General features: G+C 42.5%; 16 protein-coding genes and 1 tRNA gene. 8 read left to right on the forward strand and 9 right to left on the reverse strand.

Annotated features, from left to right (window positions below):
* Positions 1-183 precede the first annotated feature (183 nt).
* Positions 184-1,053, forward strand: coding sequence for an AraC family transcriptional regulator (locus BCY91_RS03080; RefSeq protein ID WP_120180558.1), 870 nt, complete (start codon positions 184-186; stop codon positions 1,051-1,053).
* Here the strand turns inward: BCY91_RS03080 and BCY91_RS03085 are convergent.
* Positions 1,050-1,970, reverse strand: coding sequence for a dihydrodipicolinate synthase family protein (locus BCY91_RS03085; RefSeq protein WP_120180559.1), 921 nt, complete (start codon positions 1,968-1,970; stop codon positions 1,050-1,052). The two genes, BCY91_RS03080 and BCY91_RS03085, sit on opposite strands and share 4 nt — an antisense overlap.
* Positions 1,971-1,979: 9 nt before the next feature.
* Complete coding sequence (locus tag BCY91_RS03090) at positions 1,980-3,548, reverse strand: sodium:solute symporter (protein ID WP_120180560.1); 1,569 nt, start codon at positions 3,546-3,548, stop codon at positions 1,980-1,982.
* Between the two features lie 149 nt (positions 3,549-3,697).
* Between BCY91_RS03090 and BCY91_RS03095 the strand changes: the two genes are divergently transcribed.
* Together BCY91_RS03095 and BCY91_RS03100 are read left to right on the forward strand one after the other, a co-directional pair.
* Positions 3,698-4,273, forward strand: coding sequence for a Crp/Fnr family transcriptional regulator (locus BCY91_RS03095; protein WP_120180561.1), 576 nt, complete (start codon positions 3,698-3,700; stop codon positions 4,271-4,273).
* 75 nt (positions 4,274-4,348) lie between these two features.
* Entirely contained in the window at positions 4,349-4,792 is a 444-nt protein-coding gene (locus BCY91_RS03100) for a carboxymuconolactone decarboxylase family protein (RefSeq protein ID WP_120180562.1), read from the forward strand.
* Positions 4,793-4,895: 103 nt separating this feature from the next.
* Here the strand turns inward: BCY91_RS03100 and BCY91_RS03105 are convergent, their stop codons facing one another.
* From BCY91_RS03105 to BCY91_RS03125, 5 genes are all read right to left on the reverse strand, one after another.
* Positions 4,896-5,351, reverse strand: a complete 456-nt coding sequence (locus tag BCY91_RS03105) for a DUF6691 family protein (protein ID WP_120180563.1) — start codon at positions 5,349-5,351, stop codon at positions 4,896-4,898.
* 12 nt (positions 5,352-5,363) lie between these two features.
* Positions 5,364-5,930 (reverse strand): YeeE/YedE family protein, encoded by a 567-nt coding sequence (locus BCY91_RS03110; RefSeq protein ID WP_120180564.1) that lies wholly within the window; start codon positions 5,928-5,930, stop codon positions 5,364-5,366.
* Positions 5,931-6,083: 153 nt separating this feature from the next.
* Positions 6,084-7,472 carry an MBL fold metallo-hydrolase gene (locus BCY91_RS03115; protein WP_120180580.1) on the reverse strand — a complete coding sequence of 463 codons (1,389 nt, stop codon included), beginning with the start codon at positions 7,470-7,472 and terminating at the stop codon, positions 6,084-6,086.
* Between the two features lie 88 nt (positions 7,473-7,560).
* Positions 7,561-8,349 (reverse strand): sulfite exporter TauE/SafE family protein, encoded by a 789-nt coding sequence (locus BCY91_RS03120; RefSeq protein ID WP_120180565.1) that lies wholly within the window; start codon positions 8,347-8,349, stop codon positions 7,561-7,563.
* Positions 8,350-8,353: 4 nt separating this feature from the next.
* Positions 8,354-8,665, reverse strand: coding sequence for an ArsR/SmtB family transcription factor (locus BCY91_RS03125; protein ID WP_120180566.1), 312 nt, complete (start codon positions 8,663-8,665; stop codon positions 8,354-8,356).
* Between the two features lie 209 nt (positions 8,666-8,874).
* On the opposite strand from BCY91_RS03125, the gene BCY91_RS03130 reads away from it, so the two are divergent.
* The 3 genes from BCY91_RS03130 to BCY91_RS03140 are packed head-to-tail and all read left to right on the forward strand — an operon-like array spanning position 8,875 to position 10,573.
* Entirely contained in the window at positions 8,875-9,210 is a 336-nt protein-coding gene (locus BCY91_RS03130) for an arsenosugar biosynthesis-associated peroxidase-like protein (RefSeq protein ID WP_120180581.1), read from the forward strand.
* 2 nt (positions 9,211-9,212) lie between these two features.
* Positions 9,213-10,280, forward strand: coding sequence for an arsenosugar biosynthesis radical SAM (seleno)protein ArsS (gene arsS, locus BCY91_RS03135; RefSeq protein ID WP_120180567.1), 1,068 nt, complete (start codon positions 9,213-9,215; stop codon positions 10,278-10,280).
* 59 nt (positions 10,281-10,339) lie between these two features.
* Positions 10,340-10,573 (forward strand): hypothetical protein, encoded by a 234-nt coding sequence (locus BCY91_RS03140; protein ID WP_120180568.1) that lies wholly within the window; start codon positions 10,340-10,342, stop codon positions 10,571-10,573.
* 51 nt (positions 10,574-10,624) lie between these two features.
* Here BCY91_RS03140 and BCY91_RS03145 read toward each other — a convergent pair whose 3' ends face one another.
* Positions 10,625-11,278 carry an HAD family hydrolase gene (locus tag BCY91_RS03145; RefSeq protein ID WP_120180569.1) on the reverse strand — a complete coding sequence of 218 codons (654 nt, stop codon included), beginning with the start codon at positions 11,276-11,278 and terminating at the stop codon, positions 10,625-10,627.
* 92 nt (positions 11,279-11,370) lie between these two features.
* On the opposite strand from BCY91_RS03145, the gene BCY91_RS03150 reads away from it, so the two are divergent.
* Together BCY91_RS03150 and BCY91_RS03155 are read left to right on the forward strand one after the other, a co-directional pair.
* A tRNA-Ser gene (locus BCY91_RS03150) sits at positions 11,371-11,458 on the forward strand.
* A gap of 251 nt (positions 11,459-11,709) precedes the next feature.
* Positions 11,710-12,921, forward strand: a complete 1,212-nt coding sequence (locus tag BCY91_RS03155; RefSeq protein WP_120180570.1) for a site-specific integrase — start codon at positions 11,710-11,712, stop codon at positions 12,919-12,921.
* A gap of 232 nt (positions 12,922-13,153) precedes the next feature.
* Here the strand turns inward: BCY91_RS03155 and BCY91_RS03160 are convergent, their stop codons facing one another.
* Positions 13,154-13,423, reverse strand: a complete 270-nt coding sequence (locus tag BCY91_RS03160) for a plasmid mobilization protein (protein ID WP_182995291.1) — start codon at positions 13,421-13,423, stop codon at positions 13,154-13,156.
* Between the last annotated feature and the right edge of the window lie 174 nt (positions 13,424-13,597).

Raw genomic sequence — 13,597 nt, forward strand, 5'->3', positions numbered from 1 at the left:
TAAAAATGCTATACAGATTAGAGATTTTTAAACGGGTTTTTTGGTTTATAATATTTATATATGAATATTATATTCAAATATGCAAAATTTGTTCTATATTGGCATACATAAATGTTGACAAATCTTTATAGGATATTGTCATTACAGTTTTTTTGCCTTACCAATTTTAAACAGTTATTGATTATGAAACCGCTTTTTCACAAAGTTTCTACCAACCTTCACAACTCCTTTGGGGTTAAGCACAACATCAGCCCAAGCTTTGGTAAAACTTGGCATTTTCATCCCGAACTGGAACTGCACTACGTTATTAAGGGCGAAGGTGTAAGGTTCGTAGGCGACAATATCAGCAACTTTAGCGAGGGCGAGCTGGTTTTGCTGGGCGAAAATTTACCGCATACTTGGCGTTGTAGCGATGAGTACCACCAAAATGGCGCCGAAGATGGAGTTGAAGCTATCGTAATCCAATTTTTACCCGAATGTTTTGGCAAAGACTTTTTGGCCCTGCCCGAAACTTTTATGCTCCCGAAGCTTTTTGAAAAGGCCAAACGCGGGATGGTCATCAACGGAGAGGCAAAAGAAAAAGTTGTGGCTTTAATGAAGCAATCTACCGAAGCCGACCGCTTGAACAAACTCATCATCTTATTGGAGATGCTGAACATTTTGGCACATACAGATGATTATGAGGAAATTACATCGGCCCATGCCTTTTACAAATCCAACGAATCCGACTCTATCCGCCTGAATAAAATTTACAGCTATACGCTATCCAACTATAAAAACGATATTACTTTACATGACGTAGCCACCATCGGCAATTTAAGCGTAACCTCTTTTTGCCGCTATTTTAAGCTGATGACCAATAAAACCTTTTACGATTTTTTGATTGAGATAAGGGTAAGCCACGCTTGCCGGCTTTTAATAGAAGACAAAATGCCTACAGAAATGATATGCTTTGAATGCGGTTTCAACAACGTGTCTAACTTCTATAGGCACTTTAAAAGAGTTGCCGGGATAACGCCACTTGATTATAAAAAGCGTTACCTGCTTAACTAAATTCCTACGCGTTGCTTTAAGGTGTTATAGTCGGTATATAAATGTTCAACTTCCTGCTTAATTTGCGGAGAAAAATCGCCTACGTTTCTGCGCGTAAAAGTGCTGATGTTTAAGCCACGCTTTTGCAGCGAATACTTTGCAACCACCGGATAAACGTTGTGCATCACATCCATATTGGCTGCTAAAAAAGCCTGTACGCTTGCCACTTCATCCGCTTTAGTGGCATTATTGTAGTTATCGCAAAGCCACACAATCAGCTCGGGGAAAAAATTGCCTTGTATGCACGATAAACCCGCCGAGCCTGCTTTTAAAGACTCCACCGCGTGTACAATATAAGCGTCGTACAATCCGAAATCCGGATTTTTTGCTGCCTTAATTTTTGCGCCTACTTGCCCAATATCCAAACTGGTATCTTTATGATAAATTACACGGCCGGTAGCTACAAACTGGCCCAACTGCTCAGGTTTTATAAGGCGCTTATAAGGCACGGGACATTCGTAAAAGCCGGTCATTACGCCCGGTGTCAAATCTAACAGCTGGTGAACACGCTGGTTGAAAACCTCGTCGCTTTCGTCTGCTTTGGCCAACAAGCTACTGATTAAAATTACGGCGTGAATACCCGTTCCGTAAATGCGCTTCACAAAATCGGCTTGTTGTTGTAAACTGCCCTCAAAAGTTCCGGTTGCTACCACAGGCACTTCGCCTGCTACCACATCCATCACGTGGCTCACCAATTTTATACGTTCCTCATCGTTTAGCTCAAACATCTCGCTAGAAAGGCAATTGGCAAACAATCCGGTTACGCCTGCCTTCAAATACATTTCTGTAAGGCTGGTGAGTGTTTTATAATCGATGGTACCATCGTTATTAAACGGCGTAAGCATTACCGGAATAAAACCTTTTTTCGTTTCTTTCATAATTAAAAATTAGGTTGTAGATGATGTATTAAACTTTTTTTTGATTTTGGTGATGATGATACCGGCCAAAAAGATGCTAAGCGTACCGATTACGATAATCATATTGCTATCAAATGGGCTTTTGAGATATGCATAGTCGCCGGTGAGCTTTCCCGATAGGCTCATCCATAAAATCACCAATACGCCTATCGCGGTAGCTAACATGGCCGAGTGGTTTTTGGTTTGCCTGCTCAGCATCCCCAATAAAAACAAACCCAACATACCGCCTGCAAAAATGCCGCTTAGCTCCCACCAAATATCCAACACGCTTTTGGTGCCAATTAAAGAAATGCCTACCGCCATTCCGCCGATACCAAATATGGCTGTGGCGATATAAAGCAAGCGCGTAAAACTCTTCTCCGCCATATCTGGCTTAAAATATCTTTTGTAAATATCAATGCTGAAAACCGTTGCAGAGGCGTTCATACCCGAGCTAATGGTGCTCATGGCGGCAGACATAATTGCAGAAATAATTAAACCCACTAAACCTGTAGGCACTTCCTTCACCATAAAATGAGGCATCACTTTATCGCCAAATTCATTTGCCTTTAGATTTTGGGCTATACCGGCAAGCTCCGTTGCATTAGCATGTGGGTAGCGTTCTGCCGCCGCCTGGTTGCGTACCACGTCCAAAAATTCGGGATGCGCGTGGTAGTAGGCAAACAAACAACTGCCGATAATGAAAAACAGCAGAGAAACCGGCACATACATGGCCACACAAACCCATAAAGATTTGGCAGCCTGCTTCTCGGTTTTTGCGGTATGATAGCGCTGCACGTAGTTTTGATCGATACCGAAATTGTTAAGGTTGATAAAAAAGCCGTACAACAGAATTACCCAAAAGGTAGAGGTGCTAAAATCGGGTTTAAAAGAACCTAAACTAAATTTGCTATTGGCCATGCCCACCTCGATAATTTCACCTACTCCGCCGGGCATTTTTGCGATAATAATAAACAGCACACTTAAAGCACCCACGGTTAATAAAACCGCTTGCACCACCTCTGTCCAAATTACGGCTTCAATACCGCCCAATACGGTATAAATCACAATACAAACCCCAACCACCAACATAATAGATTGCATGTCATAGCCGGTAAGGGCTTGCAAGCTTAAAGCAATGCCAAAAAATATAGAGCCCATACGCGCCAGTTGCGTTAGTATAAAACAACACACGGCATAGGTACGCGCCCACAATCCAAAACGGTGCTCAAGATGGGTGTAAGCAGATACCTCTTGCGTTTTGCGGTAAAAAGGCACAAAAAGCTTGGCAGCAATAATGGCTGCAAAAGGCATGGATATGCTAAAAACAAAAGCATTCCAGTTGCCCCCAAAAGCTTTGCCCGGCACGCCTAAAAAAGTATTGCTACTTAAAAAGGTAGCATATAAGGATAAACCTATCGCCCAACCGGGGATAGTGCCCGAGCCCGTTGTAAATTGTTCGGAGTTTTTATTTTTGAACGAGAAATAAACGCCCACCCCTACCATAGCCAATAAATAAATGGCGATGATAGCTAAATCCAAGACCGGTAAATTTGTCATGCGAAAAGATGGAAATTTTATTTTAGGTTTTAAAATGCCTGTATGCTTTACAAAAGTATAAGCGCTTTTGTTGCCTTTTTTATGATATTTTCTCTAGCTTATGTAGGATATTAGCAAGGCAAAAACAAGACCTATAATTCCGCAAAACCATGATTACACCTAACTTTAGCAAGCATTTAAAAAAGTTTTCTAAGCTTAGCGATGCAGACATTCAAACAATAAGTTCTGCCTCGAAGGTTTTAAAACCTTGCAAAAAAGAAATGCTTTTGCGCCAAGGCGAGGTTTGCCGTTCTAACTATTTTGTGGAAAAAGGTTGCTTGCGCTTGTATTTTGTGAATGATAAAGGAAACGAACACATTATACAATTTGCGATTGAAAACTGGTGGATTTCTGACTACAGCAGTTTTACGCGGGGCAACGCTTCTGAATTTTATATACAGGCGGTAGAAGACAGTGTGGTGGTGGTGCTTACTAAAACCGTTCAGGACCAACTGTTGACAGATATTCCGGTCCTTGAACACTATTTTAGGCAGATGTTTCAGCTGGCTTATGCGGCCACCCAAAACAGGTTGATGTTTATGCACGGATTGTCTAAAGAAAATCGTTACCTGCACTTTAGCTCGCTGTTTCCAGATTTTATCCAACGCATACCGCAGTATATGCTAGCCTCTTATTTAGGTTTTACACCCGAATACCTGAGCGAACTACGCAAAAAATTGAGCTGAAAAGTGTTTCTTAAACCAGTTTAAGTTTTTTTAACGGCAGTATTTTCACCTTTGTATCAGCAAAACAAATAAAATATGGAAAAAAGAATGAACATGGCCGCTTTACAGCCAGGCGCCTACCAAGCTTTAATAGCTTTGGAGAGCGCTTTAAGCAAAATCAGTTTAAGCAAAATTGAAAAAGAGCTTATTAAAATACGGGCTTCGCAGATAAATCAATGTGCTTTTTGCCTAAATATGCACACCATTGATGCACGAAAAATAGGCGAAACCGAGCAACGTATTTATCTGTTAAACGCTTGGCGCGAAACCAATTTGTTTAGCGCGCGAGAGCGTAGCATTTTGGCTATCACGGAAGAGGTGACCCTGATTAGCCATAAAGGTTTAAGCGAAGAAACCTACCAACAAGCGCTAAACTTGTTTAATGAACAAGAGATTTCGGAAATTATTATGTGTGTGGTAGCCATAAACGCTTGGAACCGCATTGCCATTGCTACACATTTACAGCCAGAAGATTTGTAAAAACCAGAAGGACCGTCAGACTTACGATTTTCTGATCAAGTACTAGAAAGTCGTAAGTTCTTGTACGTCCCGCAAGTCTTTGATCACATATCTCAAAATCTCTTTAATGCGGTAACCGCGATTGAAAACGTCCGTATAGCCACGTACCTGCAATAGCGCTTAATAAAGTTATCATCACAGCTAAAAAACCAGCGCCAATTTGTGCAAATAAAGGTCCTGGACAAGCACCTGTAATTGCCCATCCGATACCAAAAATTAAGCCTCCATAAATTTGCCCTTTGTGGAATTTTTTAGGCGGAATAACCACCACCTCTCCACTTATAGTTTTGATTTTAAACTTTTTGATCAGATAAACCGAAAGCATCCCCACCAGCACCGCCGTGCCAATAACGCCGTACATGTGAAATGCCCCTAAACGGAACATCTCCTGGATACGGAACCATGAAACAATCTCGGCTTTTACAAACACAATCCCGAAAAACACGCCCAACACCAGGTATTTTAAATTCACGAAAAAGAGGTTGCCATTAGGTTGTGCCTTATTTAAATTAGTTTCCATTACAAACCCGCGCTAAAAAAGTTGGAAAATTAAGGGCAACAACACCCATGTTGAAAAAAAGCCACCTACCATAAAACAAATGGTGGCTACCAAAGAGGGCCATTGCAAGTTGGACAAGCCCATTATCGAATGCCCAGAGGTGCATCCATCGGCGTAACGTGTGCCAAAGCCCACCATTAAACCGCCAAAAACCAAGAAAATCAATCCTCTAACGGTAAAAATTTGCGATGTACCAAAAACATCCAAAGGCAACAAAGTGCTAAAATCTGTAAGGCCTAAAGCCTGCAGCTGTTCCTTTGTACGCTCGGCAATGTGTACCGGCTGATTTCCGCCCAGAAACTGGCCGGCAACAAAACCACCGATCAAAATTCCGGCGACAAAAAACAGGTTCCAAGCTTCATGTTTCCAATTGTATTGAAACAGCGGAATTTTAGCGGGCATACATGCCGCGCACATGTGTTTTAAGGAAGATGAAATACCGAAAGGTTTGTTGCCCAACAGCAATAAAGCGGGTACGGTTAAACCGATAAGAATACCGGCAACATACCAGGACCAAGGTTGTTTAATAATTTCTAACATTTGATTTTTATGTGAAACCCAAAATTAATTTGCTGTGTTAGGGATGGAAACGGCATCCTTTTTTTTGCTTGGGCAGTGGTGCGGAGGCAAAAAAAGATACAGTGTACAGCCCGACCCAATTTTTCATTGGGGAACACCCAAACCACTGTAAAGTTAGTTGTTTGAGAAGTTTAAACCGGCATCTTTTAAAGCTGCATAACCGCCATTGATGTTCACCACATTGGTAAACCCGCGCGATTTTAGAATAGACGAGCTAATCATAGAGCGGTAGCCTCCTGCGCAGTAAATGTAGTGCGTTTGCTTTTTATCAAAATCATTTGTCCATTTATTGATAAAATCCAGCGCCTTGTTATCGGCATTTATTAGATGGCCTGCGTTAAATTCATCGGGGCGGCGGACGTCTAAAACGTGCAAGTTGCGCTGTTGCAGCTGCGTTTTTAGGTCTTTAGCATCAATGGTAACTACGGCATCTAATGCTTTGCCGGCTTGCTCCCAGGCCTTAACACCGCCTTTTAAATAGCCAATGGTATAATCGTAACCCACGCGGGCCAAGCGCTTAACCGCTTCCTCTTCCCTGCCCTCGTCAACAATCAACAAAATTGGCTGATTTAAATCGGTGATTAGGGCACCCACCCAAGGCGCAAAAGCACCATCTAAACCTATAAAAATAGAATTTGGGATAAATCCCTTTGCAAAATCTTGTGGCGAGCGTACATCCAAAAGCAAAGCACCAGTTTGGTTGGCGGCATTTTCAAAATCATTGGGCTGTAGGGCGTGCAAACCGCGCTGGTAAACTTCATCAATAGCTTGTGTACCTTCTTTATTCATCTTCGCATTTTTTGGAAAATATTGTGGCGGAGGCAATATACCGGTGGTGAGCTCTTTAATAAAATCTTCGCGAGAGATATTACTTAGCGCATAATTAGTGGCTTTTTGATTCCCTAAAGTGTCAAAAGTATGGCGGCTCATGTTTTTGCCGCAGGCCGAACCCGCTCCGTGTGCCGGATAAACAATCACCTCATCGGGCAAAGGCATAATTTTGCGGCGCAAAGAATCGTAAAGGTTGCCGGCCATGGCTTGGGGCGTGGTATCGGCAGATTTTTGGGCCAAATCTGGCCGACCAACATCACCGATAAATAAGGTATCTCCTGTAAATATGCAGTACGGTTTGCCATCTTCATCTAAACATAAATAAGTGGTTGATTCTAAGGTGTGCCCAGGCGTATGCAATGCTTTAATAGTGATGTCTCCGATTTTAAATTCTTCATCATCTTTAGCGATATAAGCCTCAAAACCGGTACTGGCCGTAGGCCCATAAACTATTTGTGCACCTGTTTTTTGCGCCAAATCTACATGTCCGGATACAAAATCGGCATGGAAATGCGTTTCAAACACATACTTTATTTTTGCATTGTTTTCTTCCGCTTTCGCGATGTATGGCGCTACTTCGCGTAAAGGATCAATTACCGCCGCTTCGCCCCTGCTCTCTATATAATAAGTGGCCGTGGCCAAGCATCCCGTATAAATTTGTTCTATTTTCATATTTATTTTTTTTAAAACCTTAATGTCTGTTTTTCGCTCTCCCCGCACCTCAAATCTCCCGTCTCAAATCTCAAATCTAACTAGCTGCTTAAATTTCCCCAAAAAACACCACTGCCGCCATCAGCAATACAAAATAACCGAAGCCTATTTTTAACTTATGCTGATTAATAAACCGGTTAAGATAAATGCCCAAGAAAACCCCTACTGTGGCAATACCTGCAAAAGGCAACAAAAAAGTCCAGTTGATGCCTGTAAAACTCAGCATATCGCCCGTAAAACCTATTAAAGAATTTAGCGCGATAACCACTAACGACGTGGCCACCGCTTTGTACATGGGCAGGCGCATTAAAAACACCAGCGCCGGCACAATTAAAAAACCACCGCCAGCACCTACCAAACCCGAAAGTATGCCTACGCCAATGCCACTTAAAAAAACTTTTAAATGCTTGGTTTCTGTAGTTGGGGATGATACTTCTACGGCATCATCGTTAATCATTTTATAAGCCGCCACCGCCATTACCACCGCAAAAAACAGCATCAAAAACCAATCTTTACCAAGGATAAACAGGCTGTTTTGCCACAAAACATCGGGCAAGTTGTGTATCAAAAATTTACGGATAAGCCACACGGTGAGCAAAGACGGCAAAGCAAAGATGAAGGCCATACGCAGGTTTACCAAGCCTTTTTTTAGATATACCAACGCGCCCGCCAATGAAGTGAAGCCTACAATAAAAAGCGAGTAGGCTGTTGCCGTTACAGGCTCTATTTTGGCAGCATACACTAAAACCGGAACGGTTAAAATAGAGCCACCACCACCTGTTAAGCCTAATGAAATGCCAATAAACAATGCAAAAAAATAGCTAAGGTATAAGTGCATGGGGTTACATATTGCAGTTGCAGTTTTCCATGCAATCTAAAAGTTTCACTAAATCTGTTTCTTTTAAAGAATAAAACACCTGTACCCCTTTTTTTTCGGCCTTTAACAAGCCTTTAATTTTCATATTGGCCAAATGGTGCGACAATAAAGACTGTTCGCAACCTAAAAATTCTCCAATTTGGTTCACGCTTTTAGGGCCCTCGCTTGCCAGCAAATCGATAATTGAGAGCCGCAGAGGGTGTGCTACCGTTTTTAAAATAAATGCGGCCTTTTCTAGCTTCTCTTGACTAAGGTTACGCGCATGGATTGTTTTCATATATACAAATGTATGAACATATTATCATACATTAGAAAAGCAAACATCTTTGGCATGTCATTTTAAAGAAACATATCCGTTACCATAACGGCTTGCTATTATTTGTATATTTAAATTTAACTTCTGTAAAACCCTTTGCAGGGGTAATCCGTTATATAAAAACGTCTTATTTGGACGTAACCATCATCAACAACTTAACAAAAAGCAAGATGTCTAAAAGTTATTATAATGCAGACGATTTAAAGAAATTCGCAAATATCACCGAGTTTCAGAAGCCTTTGGGCGATAAATTTTTTGAGTATTATGGCGAGGTTTTTAAAGACGGCGCCTTAACTGCACGAGAAAAATCTCTGATAGCCTTGGCGGTAGCACATGCGGTGCAGTGCCCTTATTGTATTGATGCTTACTCTGGCGATTGCCTGCAAAAAGGTGCCGATGAAGAACAGATGATGGAGGCGGTGCATGTAGCTGCGGCGATTAAAAGTGGCTCGACATTGGTTTATGGCGTGCAGATGATGAACCACGTGAAAGAGAAAACAATGTAGTTATGGGCGTTAAGCAAATCTCTAAATCTTTAAAAGCTAGCGGAAACAGCCTAAGCAACAATTTTTACCAGCTAAAAGTGTTATCGCAAAAAGATTTGGCCGGGGATAATTTTCAAAACTTTAAGCAGCGAATAAAACAAGCGGGCCGGGAGGCCATAACGGTAACAGCTTTAGAAATTTTGCAGATTAACATTGGTAAGTTGTGCAACCAAACCTGTGCGCATTGCCATGTAGATGCCGGTCCCGACCGTAAAGACGAGAACATGTCGCGCCAAACATTGGAACGCTGTTTAGAGCTTATCGCCACGTATGGCTTTAAACAAGTTGATATTACTGGCGGCGCACCAGAGATGAACCCAAATTTCAGGTGGTTTGTAGAGGCCTGCCGGGCTTTGGATGTAAATGTGATGGTGCGTTGCAACCTCACCATTATCATGGCCAACAAAAAGTACGCATATTTACCGCAGTTTTTTGCGGCAAACAAAGTACATGTGGTATCCTCTTTACCCTCTTTTTCGGCGCTGCGTACAGATGCGCAACGTGGCGATGGCGTATTTGCTAATTCCATTGCCGCGTTGCAACAATTAAACGCCGTGGGTTATGGCATAGCCGATAGCGGGTTGATGATTGATTTGGTGTACAACCCCTCTGGCGCTTATTTGCCCGGCGACCAAAAGAGTTTGGAGGCCGAGTTTAAACGCCAACTTCAGCGGAAATTCAACATTAGTTTTAACAAGCTCTTGGCAATTACCAATTTGCCGATAAGCCGTTTCCTCGATTATTTGTTAAGCAATAATAAATATTTGGATTACATGCAGGAGCTGGTGAACGCATTTAATCCGGCTACGTTAAACGGGCTAATGTGCCGCGATACACTCAGCATTAGCTGGGACGGGTTTATTTACGATTGTGATTTTAACCAGCAGCTAGATTTGAAGATGCAGGGCAAGGCAAAGCATATCGACGATTTTGATTTTGAGGAGTTGCTCAACCGCCAAATTATCATCAACAACCACTGCTATGGATGTACGGCAGGCGCAGGCAGCAGTTGCGGCGGAAATATTGTGTAAAGCTTTATTAAAAAAATTGCTAAGGCTGTACGATTGTGTATTTTGTGCTAAAAATTGCAATGAAAAAGCTTAAAATATTTGAACGCCAGGTAGCAATGAGCAGTTTCCAAGAAGATAATGTGATGGATGCCATGACTGCGCATATTAACCAAGCCATTGCCTTATGGGTGCAAAAAGAAAACATCAAATCGTACGAGGTAATTAACAGTCAGCTTACCGCCATGAATATGTACGAGATTGGCTTTAGCCGTTTTACGCCCTGCATGGTGCTTTCTGTACATTTGGTTTATTAGGCCAATACAACATTGGCCAAAAACTAATTCTTTGGCCAATGCACTCACATTTTAAAGCAGCGCTAAACCTTCATAGTTTCTCACAAAACGGATGATGTTATCTGTGATGTGAAATTCATCCGGAGTATGCAAAGTGGTGAGCGCCAAAGCTTGCATCCCTGCATTTTTAGCAGCCTCTACGCCTTTTGGTGCATCCTCAAAAACGAGGCATTTGCTGGCTTGTACACCTAGTAACTCGGCGCCTTTGGTAAAAGTTTCAGGATCGGGCTTGCTGGTGCTTACGTCATCTGCACTTACTACTACCGGAAAATATTTGCGCAGGTTTAAGTTATCTAAGATAAAATCAATATTAAAGGTTATCGCGGCAGAGCCGATAGCCATTTTTATACCCGCATGATGCGCTTTTTCTAAAAACACATCCAATCCGTCAATTAACTTCAAATGCGGTTTAAAAGCCGCTTGGTAGCGACGTTCCTTTTCCATAGAAACCTCGTCCATAGTTTGTTGGCTAAAATGACCTTTACCAAAAACACGTTCCAAAAGTTCCTGATTTTTGCCGTACATCTGCAATACAGTATCTTCATAAGAGATGTCGGATTTTAAGTCGTTGGTTAAGATGTCATGCCATGCACGAGCGTGAAAATGCATATCATCTATGATTGTTCCGTTTAAATCAAATAAATAAGCCTCAAATTTTGTATTCATGGGCGCAAATTAGCAATCCTTATATTAAGAGGATGTAATTTTATTTTGATGGGAGATTTATGGGATAAAGTTTTATTTTTGCGTCCCTTAACGGAGAGGTGTCCGAGTGGTCGAAGGAGCACGCCTGGAAAGTGTGTATACCCCAAAAGGGTATCGTGGGTTCGAATCCCACTCTCTCCGCCGGTAATGATACCAAAAATTGATAAAAGCCTGCAAATCAGATGATTTCAGGCTTTTTTATTTTAAGGTAAACGCTAAAATATGTAAATACTCTCTATTTAAACGAGAGTATATCGAGAGTATTTAGATAGTACCGGCAGCACTCTCGACTTGGACGGATAACACACTGATAAAGAAGCCGTTCAGTCATCGAACATCTTGATTTTGGTTAGTTGCAGAAATACTTTTGTTTAACTTTTAATCCCAAAATTATGAGTACTTTAGTCCAGCTTCACTTTTATCTTAAAACTCCCAAAGCTTACACCGGTGGCCCTATGCCGGTTTATTGCCGGATCACAGCGGGAGGAAAAAGAACCGAAATCTCGCTCAACAGGAAATGTGAACCCTCCAAATGGTCAAAAAAAACCTGCCGCGCCACCGGAAACCGTGAACCCGAAAGGATGCTGAACAGATGTATCGACCAATTGCAGGTCAAGATCTATGACGCCCAGGAGTTCTTGTCGAAAAATAACGAGACAATCAGCACAATGTCCCTGCGTGATAAAATATTGGGCACAACAGAAAAAGTCCGGACGATATTGGGCGTTTTTGAAGAGCACAATTCAAAGGTAGAAGCGCTGACAGGGAAAGAGTTTGCAGCCGGCACGCTGGAGCGGTACAGAACATCGTTTAAGCATACCGCTGACTTTATCCAATGGAAATACCGCGTAAAAGATATGGATATCAGAAAGATAGACCACCAGTTTATCACCGAGTACGATTTTTATCTGAGGACCGTGCGCAGCTGCGCAAATAACACGGCGGTCAAATACATCAAAAACTTTGGGAAAATCATCCGGATATGCCTGGCGAACGGATGGATCACTGTGAACCCGATGCTGAACTACAAACCGAAAGTCAAAAAAGTGGACCGCGTTTTCCTGACGGCGGAAGAACTGGATGCGCTCAGCAACAAAGAATTCAGGATTGAGCGCGTTGCGCAGGTGCGCGACGTTTTTGTATTTTCATGCTATACCGGCCTTGCTTATGCTGACGTAAAAAAGCTGAAAAAGGAGGAAATTATCAAAGGTGTGGACGGGCACGAGTGGATTTATACGCACCGCCAGAAAACCGACGTGGCCTCGCGGATCCCATTGCTGCCGCCCGCCAAAAAGATACTGCAAAAGTATGAAGACCACCCTAAATCCATTGCAGAAGGAACTGTTCTGCCGGTGCTGAGCAACCAAAAGATGAACGCTTATTTAAAAGAAATTGCAGATACCTGCGGTATTGAAAAAGAGCTCACCTACCATATCGCAAGGCATACTTTTGCCACCACCGTAACGCTTTTGAACGATGTGCCGATAGAGACCGTCTCTAAAATGCTCGGCCACAGCAGTATTAAAATGACCCAGCATTACGCTAAGATTTTAGATGTTAAAATCGGCCGGGACATGGCGCATCTAAGGGAGAAATTTTCTTAAAATTGAGTTTGCAAAGTCCCAGTTAGAGGTTTGACTGGGACTCTTTATGGGTGTTAAATACAGCCAATATTATCTGCATTAGAAAACTCATTACACCTAATATATTTCACCTAAACTATGTGATTTTTCTAGACATCCTGCTTTCTTTTGCGCCTTTTCCTGCGTGTCTTTTTCAGCTGGCACGTCAAGGTTTCGTTACACAAATTCTCCCGCGTTTACGCTCGGTTTACCGTCATCCGAACGTCCTCAGGACAGTCCGGTTGAGGTTGTTTGCCAGCCCGTTCAGGTCTTTCCGTAGCTTGATCAGCTCTTCCATCAGCCCGTCCAGAGAGGCGTTGCGGTAGGTTGCGACTACCGGTTTCTCCAGCAGTATTTTGCGGGCGTAACCGCTCAGCTTCCTCTGCGTGGTCTTCAGGAAAGCTTTATGGATCTGTATCTTTTCGCTCTCGGACAGCCTCAGGTGCAGCCATTGGTTTCTGTTCTGTTTTCTCTCTTTTTCCATTGTCTTTATCTAATAGCTTCCAGCGCCCACGACTCCGGAGTTAGGGCGCCAAAAAAACCGGTTGTGACACAAACGGACATCTTGCCGTTTGCAGGAACGTGGCAAACTGCCATTTTTTGGGGCTGGGGGTTAGAGTTTCAGTGCCTGTTTTGATTTTCTGGAAAAGCCTTTCAT

Source organism: Pelobium manganitolerans (assembly GCF_003609575.1).
Classification (GTDB): domain Bacteria; phylum Bacteroidota; class Bacteroidia; order Sphingobacteriales; family Sphingobacteriaceae; genus Pseudopedobacter; species Pseudopedobacter manganitolerans.